Here is a 13,679-nt window from a genome sequence, read left to right as displayed (position 1 = left end):
GCGTAGCTGTTTCCGCATTTGCCTGTGATTTACTGCAATAAAGACGATTCTCAGGAAGCGTCCTCGCAGACTCCGTTTTTGCCACTCGGCTTTGCCTTCACCACGTTGTATATCTGCCAGCCTGACTACAGCGGAGGTGAAGATGAAAGTATGGATGGCGATATTAATAAGTATCTTGTGCTGGCAATCATCTGTGTGGGCGGTCTGTCCGGCCTGGTCGCCAGCCAGAGCACAGGAAGAAATTTCCCGCCTGCAACAGCAAATAAAACAGTGGGACGATGACTACTGGAAGGAAGGAAAAAGTGAGGTGGAAGACGGTGTTTACGATCAGTTAAGCGCCCGTCTTACGCAGTGGCAACGCTGCTTTGTGAGCGAGCCCCGCGACGTGATGATGCCGCCTTTAAATGGTGCGGTTATGCATCCGGTTGCCCATACGGGTGTACGCAAAATGGCGGATAAAAACGCATTAAGTCTGTGGATGCGAGAACGTAGCGATCTTTGGGTGCAGCCAAAAGTTGATGGCGTTGCGGTAACCCTGGTTTATCGGGACGGGAAACTGAACAAAGCAATCAGTCGCGGTAATGGCCTGAAAGGCGAGGACTGGACGCAGAAAGTTAGCTTAATTTCCGCTGTGCTGCAAACCGTTAGCGGGCCTTTAGCCAACAGTACGCTTCAGGGGGAAATATTTCTCCAGCGCGAGGGGCATATCCAACAACAAATGGGGGGAATAAATGCCCGCGCAAAAGTTGCTGGCCTGATGATGCGCCAGGGGAATAGCGACACGCTAAACTCACTGGCTGTTTTTGTCTGGGCATGGCCGGATGGACCGCAGTTAATGACCGATCGTTTAAAGGAGCTGGCTACCGCAGGTTTTACTCTAACGCAGAGGTATACCCGTGCGGTTAAAAATGCTGATGAGGTTGCGCGCGTACGCAATGAGTGGTGGAAAGCGAAATTACCCTTCGTCACCGATGGCGTGGTTGTGCGAGGGGCTAAGGAACCCGAATCCCGTCATTGGCTACCGGGCCAGGCGGAGTGGCTGGTGGCCTGGAAATATCAACCTGTAGCTCAGGTTGCCGAAGTGAAGGCGATTCAGTTTGCGGTGGGTAAGAGCGGTAAAATATCGGTGGTTGCGTCACTCGCACCTGTCATGCTGGATGATAAAAAAGTCCAGCGGGTGAATATTGGTTCCGTCAGGCGCTGGCAGGAGTGGGATATTGCGCCTGGTGATCAGATCCTCGTCAGCCTTGCCGGTCAGGGTATTCCTCGCATTGATGATGTGGTCTGGCGCGGTGCAGAACGTACAAAACCGACACCACCAGAAAACCGCTTTAACCCGTTGACCTGCTACTTTGCTTCTGATGTTTGTCAGGAACAGTTCATTTCACGCTTAGTCTGGCTGGGGTCAAAACAGGTTCTGGGGCTGGATGGCATTGGTGAGGCCGGTTGGCGCGCGCTGCATCAGACTCATCGCTTTGAGCATATCTTTTCCTGGCTTTTATTAACGCCAGAGCAATTACAGAACACGCCGGGGATCGCGAAAAGTAAAAGTGCGCAGTTATGGCATCAGTTTAATCTGGCTCGTAACCAGCCTTTTACTCGCTGGGTGATGGCAATGGGAATACCGCTAACCCGGGCGGCGCTTAATGCCAGTGATGAACGGTCCTGGTCGCAACTTTTATTTAGCACGGAGCAGTTCTGGCAGCAGCTGCCGGGGACTGGATCTGGGCGCGCCAGACAGGTTATTGAATGGAAGGAAAATGCGCAAATCAAGAAGCTGGGCAGTTGGCTGGCTGCCCAGCAGATCACAGGTTTTGAACCTTAGTGACCTTCGTGGCTGTAGTAAAAGACCGGTAATCCCAGCTTAAGACGTAGCGCCAGTAAACGAGCAAAAAAGCCGAATACCAGGGTGGAGATAATCACCACATCATGGTTAGAAACATAGTGTTGCAGCGCGATGTACAGCACGGCGGAGGCAAATGAGACACCGGCATACAACTCTTTTTGAAAGACCAGCGGAATGCGTTTACAGAACATATCGCGCAAAACGCCGCCAAATACACCGGTGGTTACCGCCGCGACAACGGCAATAATTGGGCCGTGCCCCATATCCAGTGCAACCTGTGCGCCGATGATAGAAAAGACCACCAGTCCGAGCGCATCGAGCACCAGAAACACTTTGCGCAGGTAAGGCATTACAGGAGCAACGATAGTGGTGAGTACTGCGGCGGTAGCGACGATAATCACATATTCCGGGTGTTTGACCCAGCCGAGCGGATAGTGGCCCAGCAGAATATCGCGCACTGACCCTCCGCCAATTGCGGTGGCGGTTGCAATAATAATTACGCCAAATGTATCCATGCGCCGTCGCCCGGCCGCCAGCGCCCCCGTCATGGCTTCGGCAGTAATGCCAACCAAATACAAAATGTGTAACAGCATGGTTCTCTCCCTAAAAATCTGTCTGGCAGGGTAGCGATTTGTGCGCATTGTCACGATTGATATTTTTTAAGGTGAGAGGAAATTGATAACTTTTAGTTATGTGAAATCGCTATTTTCTGTAGCGTAGATGCATTCTTCTGACTTCTTGTCTGAGAAAATGCATAAGAAAAAATAGGTTAAAACTGAGGGGGGAAAAGAAAGGTGCAATGTTTAGCCATTGTGTTCACTGCACCTGGACCTTGGCTTACGCATCGGGTGTCTCAATCAACAAAAAGAGTTTTTCGTTTCTGCTATTTCTTCTCTGTAATTTTTACACTGTTTTCCAACTGCTTGATGCTGACCTGCGGGGTCGGCAACTCCTCAGGTATGGTTCCGCCAAGTTCCTGAATGGTTTGCCTCACCTTGCTACCCACGTCAAAGTGTGTGGTATTAGCTTGCTGTTTTGAATTCACGCTATCCCGCTTGAGTTTTTCTTCTGTTTGGGTAGCTCGAAAGAGATTAGCCGCCAGTTCTGTTGAACCCATATGATCCAGGATCTTCTGACTCTTTTTCAGCCCCTTCAGTTGGTGGATGGCTTTCTGATCTAATCCACCATACAGCCCCTGGTAACCATGATTCTGAAATATGGCGAAATCAGTAGCTGTCGCTACCCCAGCTTGCTGTGCTGCCTCAACCAATTGTTTGTTATGTTCTTTCAACTCATTTCTCAGAAACAGACGCTTTTCGTCTTCACGAAGTTGCTTAAATGCTTCATCGTCAGCAAGCTCCTGCCGTCGGGTCTGGATAGTAAAATAAGTCTGCCCTGCCGCAATGACCGGTTTCGCGGGGTCGCCGTTTTGTACTACCAGGTAACAGGCATAGCGGGAGAGTACGATGTCTTTTAATGCTCTTTTGGCATTTGAGCCAATTTTGACCATATCGAGGATCTCCTCGAAATGGTCATCAATTGTGTGACCACTGTTCTCACAGGCCTCTTTGGCGCGCGTTAATACAGGTATAAAGTGACGATACTCTGAATAACCCAGTAGTTTCCCAAGTTGTCTTGCTGACCATTGTTCTGCTCCGTTTGCATTAATCAGTTTTATCTCTTCAAAAGGTTGATGATGTTCGTTCATTGCCCACTCCATGTGATATCGATTGCAAAGAAAGTAAATCTGTAACTGTATTTATATACAGTTGTGAGTATCTCACGTTCTCAGTGTGCTGGGCAAAAAAACATCGCAAAATCTGGAGCAGGCACGCAAAACAGAATTGAAGTTGCGGGGAAGAAAAATGCCGCTCTGTTTGAGTGGGCGGCATTTGTGAAGGCTGAAAAGTCAGAATTGGTGTTACGAGTTACTCAATATTCTGAATCTGCTCGCGCATCTGCTCAATCAACACTTTCAGCTCGATGGCGGAGTTTGTCACTTCGGCATTGATAGATTTCGACGCAAGAGTGTTCGACTCACGGTTGAACTCCTGCATCATAAAGTCCAGACGACGACCAACCGCTTCTTTTTTCTTCAGAATGTTGTACGTCTCTTTAACATGCGCTTCGAGGCGGTCCAGCTCTTCGGCAACGTCAATTCGTTGTGCCAGCAGAACCAACTCCTGCTCCAGACGGTTGTTTTCCAACTGAACCTGAGCATCTTCCAGCTTCGCGACCAGACGCTCACGCTGCCATTGCAGAATTTCCGGCATATGGGCGCGGACTTTGACCACTTCGGCGGTGACGCCTTCCAGACGCTGCTCGATCAATGCTTTCAGTGCCTGACCTTCGGTTTCGCGCGCGACGATAAAGTCGTCCAGCGTACCATCCAACGCCGCGAGAATTTCAGCGGCAATCGCGTCGAGATCCTGCTCCTGGGCTGCCATCACGCCCGGCCAGCGTAGAATATCAACCGGGTTGATTTCCCCTTCGTCACTCTTCATTTTTACCCAGTTCGCGGCAGTTACCAGCTGTTTAGCCAGTTTTTCATTGAGGATCAGCTCACCTTGTGCGCTAACATCTGGCTCATAGCGCAGGGTACATTCCACTTTACCGCGCGTCAGGCGAGAACGAATACGCTCGCGAACGACAGGTTCAAGGCTACGGAACTGCTCCGGCAGACGAAAGTAAGTTTCCAGATAACGCTGGTTTACCGAGCGCATTTCCCAGGTTGCGCTCCCCCATTCACCCTTGATTTCACGCCGGGCGTAGGCGGTCATACTGCGGATCATAGACGTTCCTGTTTATAAAAGGAGAGGTGGAAGGATTATAGCCATCGATGCCTTGTCAGGATAGGAATAACCGCCGGAAGTCCGTATAATGCGCAGCCACATTTGTTTCAAGCCGGAGATTTCAATATGCGTCCAGCAGGCCGTAGCAATAATCAGGTGCGTCCCGTTACCCTGACTCGTAACTATACAAAACATGCAGAAGGCTCGGTGCTGGTCGAATTTGGCGATACCAAAGTATTGTGTACCGCCTCTATTGAAGAAGGCGTGCCGCGCTTCCTGAAAGGTCAGGGCCAGGGCTGGATCACCGCAGAGTACGGCATGCTGCCACGTTCTACCCACACCCGTAACGCTCGTGAAGCGGCGAAAGGTAAGCAGGGTGGACGCACAATGGAAATCCAGCGTCTGATCGCCCGTGCTCTTCGCGCGGCAGTAGATTTGAAAGCGCTGGGTGAGTTCACCATTACGCTGGACTGCGACGTGCTTCAGGCTGATGGTGGCACTCGTACCGCGTCGATTACGGGTGCCTGCGTGGCGCTGGCAGATGCGCTACAGAAGCTGGTGGAAAACGGCAAGCTGAAAACCAACCCGATGAAAGGGATGGTAGCCGCAGTTTCTGTCGGTATTGTAAACGGTGAAGCAATTTGCGATCTGGAATACGTTGAAGACTCAGCCGCAGAGACCGACATGAACGTAGTGATGACCGAAGACGGGCGCATCATTGAAGTGCAGGGGACGGCAGAAGGCGAGCCGTTCACCCATGAAGAGCTACTCACCTTGTTGGCGCTGGCCCGAGGGGGAATCGAATCCATTGTAGCGACGCAGAAGGCGGCGCTGGCAAACTGATTTTTAAGGCGACTGATGAGTCGCCTTTTTTTTGTCTGTAGAAAAGTAAGATGAGGAGCGAAGGCATGAAATCATATCAGCGCCAGTTTATTGAATTTGCGCTTAGCAAGCAGGTGTTAAAGTTTGGCGAGTTTACGCTGAAATCCGGGCGCAAAAGCCCCTATTTCTTCAACGCCGGGCTGTTTAATACCGGGCGCGATCTGGCACTGTTAGGCCGTTTTTACGCTGAAGCGTTGGTGGATTCCGGCATTGAGTTCGATCTGCTGTTTGGCCCTGCTTACAAAGGGATCCCGATTGCCACCACAACCGCTGTGGCACTGGCGGAGCATCACGACCTGGACCTGCCGTACTGCTTTAACCGCAAAGAAGCAAAAGACCACGGTGAAGGCGGCAATCTGGTTGGTAGCGCGTTACAAGGACGCGTAATGCTGGTAGATGATGTGATCACCGCCGGAACGGCGATTCGCGAGTCGATGGAGATTATTCAGGCCAATGGCGCGACGCTTGCTGGCGTGTTGATTTCGCTCGATCGTCAGGAACGCGGGCGCGGCGAGATTTCGGCGATTCAGGAAGTTGAGCGTGATTACAACTGCAAAGTGATCTCTATCATCACCCTGAAAGATCTGATTGCCTATCTGGAAGAGAAGCCGGAAATGGCGGAACATCTGGCGGCGGTTAAGGCCTATCGCGAAGAGTTTGGCGTTTAAAGAAACTCGCCGGATGAAAAGTCATCCGGCGTCATATTACTGCAACTGCGCGGCAATTAGCGGCCAGCGGGCGTCAAAATCATCCGTCGGGCGGTATTTAAATTCGCTGCGGACAAAACGTGACAGCATACCTTCACAGAAGGCCAGGATCTGGCTTGCCAGCAGGGTTTCATCGGTGGTGTAACCTTCACCCTCACGCATTCTCTTTTCACGCAATACCTGGCGCAGCTGCGCTTCAATACGCTCGAACAGCTGGTTGATGCGCCCTTGCAGGCGATCCTGTTCAAACATTAGCGCATGACCAGTGAGGATGCGGGTCAGGCCAGGATTACGCTCACCAAAACCGAGAAGCAGCAACACAATCAGACGCAGGCGCGCTGTGGTGTCTTTCTCATCTTTCAGAATCAGGTTGATGCGAGTAATCAGGCTATCTTCGATAAACTCAATCAGGCTATCGAACATGCGGGTCTTACTGGGGAAGTGGCGATACAGTGCCGCTTCGGAAACGCCGACAGAGGCGGCCAGTTTTGCCGTCGTGATACGTTGGCTTCCATCGCTGGATTCCAGCATCAGCGCCAGAGACTGAAGTATTTCCTCGCGACGGTTCCTTTTCGCAGTTTGTTTTTCTGCCATGTTACAAAATACCCCTGAAAATAAGCACTTGCCAGGCGGCACCCACGCTATGACCGCAAACGAAATGTTTGCGGCTATGTTATGACGTTATTCGGATGCGTATGTGTTACTGACGACCAGAGTGACCAAAGCCGCCTTCACCGCGGTCGGTGGCGTCGAAATCTTCCACCAGATTAAATTCAGCCTGTACTACCGGAACAAAAATCATCTGGGCGATGCGTTCGCCAGGTTGAATGGTGAAGCTGTCCTGACCACGGTTCCACACGGAAATCATCAACTGGCCCTGATAGTCGGAATCGATCAATCCTACCAGGTTACCAAGCACGATACCGTGCTTATGTCCCAATCCGGAGCGCGGCAGCATCATTGCCGCCAGTGAAGGATCGGCAATATGAATCGCCAGCCCGGTCGGAACCAGCGTAGTGTCACCCGGAGCCAGTTCTACGGCGTCGTCGAGACAGGCACGCAGGTCAAGTCCGGCAGAGCCAGAGGTGGCATAAGTCGGGAGCGGAAATTCCTTCCTAACGCGCGGGTCCAGAATCTTAACGTCGATTTTTTTCATCATAACGGGTCACGATCTCGTCGAGTAATAATTGGCCAAGGAGCTCTTTGCGCTCAAGCGGTAAGACTTTATCTCCGTCCTGCCAGAAAAGGTGTAATGCGTTGTTGTCGCTGTTAAATCCTTGAGTTGGCTGGGAAACATCGTTCGCGCAGATCAGATCAAGGTTTTTACGGATACGTTTTTGCCGGGCGTATTCTTCCACATTATTTGTTTCGGCGGCAAATCCAACGACGTAGGGTCGATGGTCTTTTAGTGCGGCAACGCCTGCGACGATATCGGGGTTTTTAACCATTTTTATTGTTAATTCATCACCCTGCGTGGCCTGCTTTTTGATTTTTTCTGGGGCCACGGTAGCTGCGCGATAATCCGCCACGGCGGCGCAACCGATAAAAATATTTTGCTGCTGTACAGAAGCATTCACGGCGGCTTCCATTGCCAGCGCGGTCATCACATCAACACGTTTAACAAACGGTGGCGTCGGTAGTGAAACTGGACCTGATACCAGCGTGACGTTCGCGCCACGACGGGCAGCAGCGGCGGCGATAGCAAAACCCATCTTGCCGGAGCTGTGATTAGAGATATAACGCACCGGATCGAGCGGTTCACGCGTCGGACCGGCGGTAATCATAATGTTCAGATGTTTCAGGTCGTTGACGGGCGAAAAATGCGCCACCGCCATATCCACAATGGTTAACGGATCGAGCATTCGTCCAGGACCGATATCACCACAAGCCTGACTGCCACTGTCTGGCCCCCAGATGAGCAAACCACGGGAAGCAAGCACCTCTAAATTATGCTGCGTGGCAGCGGCACGGTACATCTGCTGGTTCATGGCGGGGAGCACGGCTACAGGCGCAGGTGTAGCCAGACAAATCGTCGATACCAGGTCATTCGCCATTCCGGCAGCAACACGGGCAATCAAATCTGCCGTGGCAGGGGCGAGAATCACTAAATCAGCCCATTTACCCAGCTCAATATGGCCCATAGCGGCTTCGGCTGCCGGGTCAAGCAGACTGTCGGAAACGGGATAACCAGAAACCGCCTGCAAGCTAAGTGGGGTGATAAAGGCTTTTGCCGCTTCGGTCATGGCTACGCGGACGTCGGCCCCGCGATCGCGCAAACGACGCACCAGTTCAGGGGTTTTATAGGCAGCAATACCGCCGCTAACGCCGAGAACGATTTTTTTACCGGCCAGGCTCATGATGATTTTTCCTGTTGGGTGACACCAGAAGTTGGCGATTTTATCACAATACTTTTGTTGTCGTGCCTTCACCTGAGATTCACTTTGCGAGGCTCTTTCCAGGATTGAAAACTGGCCGTCGATTTAACGGAACGGCTATGACAGGATGCGAGCACCACAAAGGAGGTGAAGGTGAAAAACAATGCACAGCTGTTGATGCCGCGCGAAAAAATGCTGAAGTTTGGTATTAGCGCCTTAACGGATGTCGAGCTGCTGGCGCTATTTCTGCGTACCGGAACGCGCGGTAAAGATGTATTAACCCTGGCAAAAGAGATGCTGGAGAATTTCGGCTCTCTTTATGGCTTGTTAACCTCTGAATATGAACAATTTAGTGGTGTTCATGGAATTGGCGTAGCGAAATTTGCCCAGTTAAAGGGGATTGCTGAACTGGCGCGACGTTACTACAACGTGCGGATGCGTGAAGAAAGCCCTTTACTCAGCCCGGAGATGACGCGGGAATTTTTACAAAGCCAGCTCACGGGTGAGGAGCGGGAGATCTTTATGGTGATCTTTCTCGACTCACAACACCGGGTTATAACGCATAGCCGTCTTTTTTCCGGCACGCTAAACCATGTTGAAGTCCATCCTCGGGAAATTATCCGCGAAGCGATAAAAATAAACGCCTCGGCGCTGATCCTTGCACATAATCACCCTTCGGGTTGTGCTGAACCCAGTAAAGCGGATAAACTCATTACTGAACGGATAATAAAGAGTTGTCAGTTCATGGATTTACGCGTGCTCGACCATATCGTGATTGGGCGTGGAGAGTATGTTTCTTTTGCCGAACGCGGCTGGATTTAACCCGCTATGCGCGATCCTTCGGGATCTTTGTCTGTTCGGGAGTTGAGCACATCGCTGAGTCAGCGTATACTACGCCACCTTTGAGAATCTCGGGTTTGGCATTTGGGCCTGGCAATCGAGAGTTCACATAGAACTGCGATGACCGGGCTGTAAAGCCTGACGAGGCGCCAATACCCCATACGAAGCTCGAGCTAATTTGATTTTTGGAGAATAGACATGTCCCGAGTCTGCCAAGTTACTGGCAAGCGTCCGGTGACCGGTAACAACCGTTCCCACGCACTGAACGCGACTAAACGCCGTTTCCTGCCGAACCTGCACTCTCACCGTTTCTGGGTTGAGAGCGAGAAGCGTTTTGTCACCCTGCGCGTATCTGCTAAAGGTATGCGTGTAATCGATAAAAAAGGCATCGATACAGTTCTGGCTGAACTGCGTGCCCGTGGCGAAAAGTACTAAGTACTTAGAGGAAATAAATCATGGCTAAAGGTATTCGTGAGAAAATCAAGCTGGTTTCTTCTGCTGGTACTGGTCACTTCTATACCACTACGAAGAACAAACGTACTAAGCCGGAAAAACTGGAACTGAAAAAATTCGATCCAGTTGTTCGTCAGCACGTGATCTACAAAGAAGCGAAAATCAAATAATTCTCGCTTTGATGTAACGAAAAACCTCGCTCCGGCGGGGTTTTTTGTTATCTGCTTGCCCCCATATTGATTGCATCTGTTCATTCCTGGAGATGCTATGCCTGAATTACCCGAAGTTGAAACCAGCCGTCGCGGCATAGAACCGCATCTCGTTGGTGCAACCATTCTTCATGCGGTGGTGCGCAACGGACGCTTGCGCTGGCCGGTTTCAGAAGAGATCTACCGATTAAGCGATCAACCAGTGCTTAGCGTGCAGCGGCGGGCTAAATATCTGCTGCTGGAGCTGCCTGAGGGCTGGATTATCATTCATTTGGGGATGTCTGGCAGCCTGCGCATCCTTCCAGAAGAACTTCCCCCTGAAAAGCATGACCATGTGGATTTGGTGATGAGCAACGGTAAAGTGCTGCGCTACACCGATCCGCGCCGCTTTGGTGCCTGGCTGTGGACCAAAGAGCTGGAAGGGCATAATGTGCTGGCCCATCTTGGACCGGAGCCGCTTAGCGACGATTTCAATGGTGAGTATCTGCATCAGAAGTGCGCGAAGAAAAAAACGGCGATTAAACCGTGGCTGATGGATAACAAGCTGGTGGTAGGGGTAGGGAATATCTATGCCAGCGAATCACTGTTTGCGGCGGGGATCCATCCGGATCGGCTGGCGTCATCACTGTCGCTGGCAGAGTGTGAATTGTTAGCTCGGGTGATTAAAGCGGTGTTGCTGCGTTCGATTGAGCAGGGTGGTACAACGCTGAAAGATTTTCTGCAAAGTGATGGTAAACCGGGCTATTTCGCGCAGGAATTGCAGGTTTACGGGCGAAAAGGTGAGCCGTGTCGGGTGTGCGGTACGCCGATTGTGGCGACTAAACATGCGCAGCGGGCAACGTTTTATTGTCGGCAGTGCCAGAAGTAATTCATGCGAGCCGGATGGCATACCATCCGGCATAAACGCTACGCTAATTTTGCCATCAGCGCCTGATGGACATTCTCCGGCAGGAAATGGGTGACATCGCCCTGATGGCGCGCCACCTCTTTCACCAACGATGAAGAGATAAACGACCACTCTTTCGACGGCATCAGAAACACACTTTCCAGTTCCGGCATTAAGTGGCGATTCATATGCGCCAGCTGCATTTCATATTCAAAATCCGCCACCGCACGCAGGCCACGAATCAGCACCGTAGCGTGTTGATTACGGGCGAAGTTCGCCATCAAATCACTAAACCCGACCACTTCCACGTTCCCCAGATGCGCGGTTGCCTGCTGTGCCAGTGCCACACGCTCTTCCAGGGTAAACATCGGTTTTTTACTGGGGCTGGCGGCAATCGCCAGAATAACGTGATCGAACATCTGCGTGGCGCGCGTCACGATATCGATATGACCATTGGTAATGGGATCGAAAGTACCCGGATAAATCGCCCGTTTTTGCATAACAACCTCAATGCGTTTTCGGTGGCAGGTAAGGTTCCAGCAGTTGAAGCAGACGCTGTAGCGCGCCCTGGTTTTGATACAGTACTTCAACGGCATGACGGCCATAGAAACTACGGTAAACGGCGTCGGTGAGTAAAGAGGAAACCTCTTTTGCAAGCGTAGTGGCATCGGTAACGGTAATAAGCCCGCTTGCCTGCTCCAGCCGCGCGCAAATGTCTTTAAAGTTAAAAGTATGCGGCCCCATCAATACCGGAATAGCGTGTGCGGCAGCTTCCAGCGGATTATGCCCACCACGTTCAACCAGTGAACCGCCAACAAAGGCGAGATCGGCAATGCCGTACAGTAACATCAACTCGCCCATCGTATCGCCAACCACAACCTGCGTGCTGGTGGAGGGGACTTCCCCTGAAGAGCGTGTGATATAGCTTAGTCCAGCCTGGCGGACAAGGTTAATCGCATCCGGGAAGCGTTCTGGATGACGGGGTACCAGGATGAGCAATAAATTCGGGAATTGCTGTAACAATGCCTGATGTGCGGCAATGACCACGCTCTCTTCACCTTCGTGAGTGCTGGTGGCAATCCATACCGGGCGGTGTGGTGCCCATTGGCGGCGTAGCGTCACGGCTTTAGCAGCCAACTGCGGAGTTACAGAAATATCGAATTTCAGGCTACCGGTAACGGTTACCTGGTTATTTTTTGCGCCCAGCGCCACAAAACGTGCACCATCTTCTTCATTTTGCGCAGCAATCAGCGTAATACGACGCAGCAAGCGGCGGACGAATTTACCCAGTTTGGCATAACCTGCGGCCGAGCGGGCAGAGAGTCGCGCGTTAGCGATCACCAGCGGAATTTTACGTTTATGTAGCGCCGCAATCAGGTTAGGCCATAGTTCGGTTTCCATAATCAACACCAGTTTGGGGTCGACTTTATTCAGGAAACGGTTGAGCGCATCGGGCAGGTCATACGGCAGATAAACGTGCTGAACATCCTTCCCGAAAGCCGATTGTACGCGCTCCGAACCGGTTGGCGTCATGGTTGTAACGGTAATCGGTAAATCAGGATAACGATGACGCAGCGCGCGCACCAACGGGATCGCCGCCAGAGTTTCACCGACGGAGACGGAGTGCAGCATAATGCCGCCTGGTTTTAGCGGATGGCGGTAAAAACCGTAACGTTCACCCCAGCGTTTTCGATAGGCCGGAGCCTTACGTCCGCGCACCCAGAGCCGTATCCAGATCAGCGGCTGAATAAGGTAGAGAAGGGCGGTGTAAAGCAATTCGAGCATAGTAAATAGCTGACTTATGGATGTGCTGGGGATTCTATGTATTTAGCTGTGGCTTTACCATTACTTTTCCCGTTTTTGTTTTTATTCCCGATCTCATCATCCTCCCTTTGAAATGGATGGTAATGCTGCCAACTTACTGATTTAGTGTATGATGGTGATTTTAAGGTGCTTGCGTGGCTTCCATTTCCATCAGATGTCCTTCCTGCTCCGCTACTGAAGGCGTGGTGCGTAACGGCAAAAGCACTGCCGGACATCAGCGCTATCTCTGCTCTCATTGCCGTAAAACATGGCAACTACAGTTCACTTACACCGCCTCTCAGCCCGGTACGCACCAGAAAATCATTGATATGGCCATGAATGGCGTCGGATGTCGTGCCAGTGCACGCATTATGGGCGTTGGCCTCAACACGGTTTTACGTCACTTAAAAAACTCAGGCCGCAGTCGGTAACCTCGCGCATACAACCGGGCAGTGATGTGATTGTCTGCGCTGAAATGGACGAACATTGGGGCTACGTCGGTGCTAAATCACGTCAGCGCTGGCTGTTTTACGCGTATGACAGGATACGGAGGACGGTTGTGGCGCACGTCTTCGGTGAACGCACTCTGGCCACACTGGAGCGTCTTCTGAGCCTGCTGTCGGCCTTTGAGGTCGTGGTATGGATGACGGATGGCTGGCCGCTGTATGAATCACGCCTGAAGGGAAAGCTGCACGTTATCAGCAAGCGTTACACTCAGCGCATTGAGCGACATAATCTGAATCTGAGACAACATCTGGCAAGGCTGGTACGGAAGCCACTGTCGTTCTCAAAATCGGTGGAGCTGCATGACAAGGTCATCGGGCATTATCTGAACATAAAACACTATCAGTAAGTTGGAGTCATTACCCGTTTTTGACTTAAATAG

The 13,679-nt window shown here is 51.5% G+C and carries 18 protein-coding genes and 1 other annotated feature; of the genes, 10 read left to right on the top strand and 8 right to left on the bottom strand.

The annotated features are described in order from the left end of the window. Nucleotides 1–18: 18 nt before the first annotated feature. Both SF3687 and ligB read left to right on the top strand, forming a co-directional pair. Nucleotides 19–282, top strand: a complete 264-nt coding sequence (locus SF3687) for a hypothetical protein (protein NP_709427.1) — start codon at nucleotides 19–21, stop codon at nucleotides 280–282. Continuing rightward, nucleotides 143–1,825: an NAD-dependent DNA ligase LigB gene (ligB, locus tag SF3686; protein NP_709426.2), complete on the top strand. Its 1,683-nt coding sequence runs from the start codon at nucleotides 143–145 to the stop codon at nucleotides 1,823–1,825. The genes SF3687 and ligB overlap by 140 nt, the downstream gene beginning before the upstream one ends. On the opposite strand, the gene yicG is transcribed toward ligB, so the two are convergent. From yicG to yicC, 3 genes are all read right to left on the bottom strand, one after another. Beyond that, nucleotides 1,822–2,493 (bottom strand): hypothetical protein, encoded by a 672-nt coding sequence (yicG, locus tag SF3685; protein NP_709425.1) that lies wholly within the window; start codon nucleotides 2,491–2,493, stop codon nucleotides 1,822–1,824. The two genes, ligB and yicG, sit on opposite strands and share 4 nt — an antisense overlap. A gap of 236 nt (nucleotides 2,494–2,729) precedes the next feature. Continuing rightward, nucleotides 2,730–3,554: a DNA-damage-inducible protein D gene (gene dinD, locus SF3684; RefSeq protein NP_709424.1), complete on the bottom strand. Its 825-nt coding sequence runs from the start codon at nucleotides 3,552–3,554 to the stop codon at nucleotides 2,730–2,732. Between the two features lie 220 nt (nucleotides 3,555–3,774). After that, the gene (gene yicC / locus SF3683) at nucleotides 3,775–4,638 is read right to left on the bottom strand and encodes a hypothetical protein (protein ID NP_709423.1); all 864 of its coding nucleotides are present in this window, start codon (nucleotides 4,636–4,638) and stop codon (nucleotides 3,775–3,777) included. Between the two features lie 126 nt (nucleotides 4,639–4,764). On the opposite strand from yicC, the gene rph reads away from it, so the two are divergent. Both rph and pyrE read left to right on the top strand, forming a co-directional pair. Beyond that, a complete protein-coding gene (gene rph / locus SF3682; protein ID NP_709422.2) occupies nucleotides 4,765–5,481 on the top strand; it encodes a ribonuclease PH in 717 nt (238 codons plus the stop codon). A gap of 65 nt (nucleotides 5,482–5,546) precedes the next feature. Further along, nucleotides 5,547–6,188, top strand: coding sequence for an orotate phosphoribosyltransferase (gene pyrE, locus SF3681; protein ID NP_709421.2), 642 nt, complete (start codon nucleotides 5,547–5,549; stop codon nucleotides 6,186–6,188). Between the two features lie 36 nt (nucleotides 6,189–6,224). On the opposite strand, the gene ttk is transcribed toward pyrE, so the two are convergent. From ttk to dfp, 3 genes are all read right to left on the bottom strand, one after another. Then, nucleotides 6,225–6,863 carry a transcriptional regulator gene (gene ttk, locus SF3680; RefSeq protein NP_709420.3) on the bottom strand — a complete coding sequence of 213 codons (639 nt, stop codon included), beginning with the start codon at nucleotides 6,861–6,863 and terminating at the stop codon, nucleotides 6,225–6,227. Nucleotides 6,864–6,927: 64 nt separating this feature from the next. Beyond that, complete coding sequence (gene dut, locus SF3679; RefSeq protein NP_709419.1) at nucleotides 6,928–7,386, bottom strand: deoxyuridine 5'-triphosphate nucleotidohydrolase; 459 nt, start codon at nucleotides 7,384–7,386, stop codon at nucleotides 6,928–6,930. Then, the gene (gene dfp, locus SF3678; RefSeq protein NP_709418.3) at nucleotides 7,364–8,656 is read right to left on the bottom strand and encodes a flavoprotein; all 1,293 of its coding nucleotides are present in this window, start codon (nucleotides 8,654–8,656) and stop codon (nucleotides 7,364–7,366) included. The genes dut and dfp overlap by 23 nt, the downstream gene beginning before the upstream one ends. A gap of 99 nt (nucleotides 8,657–8,755) precedes the next feature. Here dfp and radC point away from each other — a divergent pair, with 99 nt between their 5' ends. The 4 genes from radC (at nucleotide 8,756) to mutM (ending at nucleotide 10,972) form a co-directional block, all read left to right on the top strand. Then, nucleotides 8,756–9,424 carry a DNA repair protein gene (radC, locus tag SF3677; RefSeq protein NP_709417.4) on the top strand — a complete coding sequence of 223 codons (669 nt, stop codon included), beginning with the start codon at nucleotides 8,756–8,758 and terminating at the stop codon, nucleotides 9,422–9,424. Between the two features lie 216 nt (nucleotides 9,425–9,640). Further along, nucleotides 9,641–9,877: a 50S ribosomal protein L28 gene (rpmB, locus tag SF3676; RefSeq protein ID NP_709416.1), complete on the top strand. Its 237-nt coding sequence runs from the start codon at nucleotides 9,641–9,643 to the stop codon at nucleotides 9,875–9,877. Nucleotides 9,878–9,897: 20 nt separating this feature from the next. After that, nucleotides 9,898–10,065, top strand: a complete 168-nt coding sequence (gene rpmG, locus SF3675) for a 50S ribosomal protein L33 (RefSeq protein ID NP_709415.1) — start codon at nucleotides 9,898–9,900, stop codon at nucleotides 10,063–10,065. 97 nt (nucleotides 10,066–10,162) lie between these two features. Beyond that, nucleotides 10,163–10,972, top strand: coding sequence for a formamidopyrimidine/5-formyluracil/ 5-hydroxymethyluracil DNA glycosylase (gene mutM / locus SF3674; RefSeq protein NP_709414.2), 810 nt, complete (start codon nucleotides 10,163–10,165; stop codon nucleotides 10,970–10,972). Nucleotides 10,973–11,010: 38 nt separating this feature from the next. On the opposite strand, the gene coaD is transcribed toward mutM, so the two are convergent. Then, complete coding sequence (gene coaD / locus SF3673) at nucleotides 11,011–11,490, bottom strand: phosphopantetheine adenylyltransferase (protein ID NP_709413.1); 480 nt, start codon at nucleotides 11,488–11,490, stop codon at nucleotides 11,011–11,013. 7 nt (nucleotides 11,491–11,497) lie between these two features. After that, the gene (gene kdtA / locus SF3672; protein NP_709412.1) at nucleotides 11,498–12,775 is read right to left on the bottom strand and encodes a 3-deoxy-D-manno-octulosonic acid transferase; all 1,278 of its coding nucleotides are present in this window, start codon (nucleotides 12,773–12,775) and stop codon (nucleotides 11,498–11,500) included. A gap of 118 nt (nucleotides 12,776–12,893) precedes the next feature. Continuing rightward, nucleotides 12,894–13,661, top strand: a mobile genetic element. On the opposite strand from kdtA, the gene insA reads away from it, so the two are divergent. Both insA and insB read left to right on the top strand, forming a co-directional pair. Further along, a complete protein-coding gene (insA, locus tag SF3671) occupies nucleotides 12,949–13,224 on the top strand; it encodes an insertion element IS1 protein InsA (protein ID NP_709411.1) in 276 nt (91 codons plus the stop codon). It overlaps the preceding feature by 276 nt. After that, nucleotides 13,251–13,646, top strand: a complete 396-nt coding sequence (insB, locus tag SF3670) for an insertion element IS1 protein InsB (protein ID NP_709410.1) — start codon at nucleotides 13,251–13,253, stop codon at nucleotides 13,644–13,646. It lies within the feature at nucleotides 12,894–13,661. Nucleotides 13,662–13,679: the final 18 nt, after the last annotated feature.

The organism is Shigella flexneri 2a str. 301, assembly GCF_000006925.2.
Classification (GTDB): Bacteria; Pseudomonadota; Gammaproteobacteria; order Enterobacterales; family Enterobacteriaceae; genus ECMA0423.
The sequence above is the reverse complement of the archived record's forward strand: the minus strand, read 5'-3'. Positions and strand labels throughout refer to the sequence as shown.

Coding starts and splice junctions, on each gene's coding strand:
- ligB (NP_709426.2), top strand. CDS start 143: ATGAAAGTATGGATGGCGATATTAATAAGTATCTTGTGCTGGCAATCA.
- dinD (NP_709424.1), bottom strand. CDS start 3,554: ATGAACGAACATCATCAACCTTTTGAAGAGATAAAACTGATTAATGCA.
- yicC (NP_709423.1), bottom strand. CDS start 4,638: ATGATCCGCAGTATGACCGCCTACGCCCGGCGTGAAATCAAGGGTGAA.
- rph (NP_709422.2), top strand. CDS start 4,765: ATGCGTCCAGCAGGCCGTAGCAATAATCAGGTGCGTCCCGTTACCCTG.
- pyrE (NP_709421.2), top strand. CDS start 5,547: ATGAAATCATATCAGCGCCAGTTTATTGAATTTGCGCTTAGCAAGCAG.
- dut (NP_709419.1), bottom strand. CDS start 7,386: ATGATGAAAAAAATCGACGTTAAGATTCTGGACCCGCGCGTTAGGAAG.
- rpmB (NP_709416.1), top strand. CDS start 9,641: ATGTCCCGAGTCTGCCAAGTTACTGGCAAGCGTCCGGTGACCGGTAAC.
- rpmG (NP_709415.1), top strand. CDS start 9,898: ATGGCTAAAGGTATTCGTGAGAAAATCAAGCTGGTTTCTTCTGCTGGT.
- mutM (NP_709414.2), top strand. CDS start 10,163: ATGCCTGAATTACCCGAAGTTGAAACCAGCCGTCGCGGCATAGAACCG.
- coaD (NP_709413.1), bottom strand. CDS start 11,490: ATGCAAAAACGGGCGATTTATCCGGGTACTTTCGATCCCATTACCAAT.
- kdtA (NP_709412.1), bottom strand. CDS start 12,775: ATGCTCGAATTGCTTTACACCGCCCTTCTCTACCTTATTCAGCCGCTG.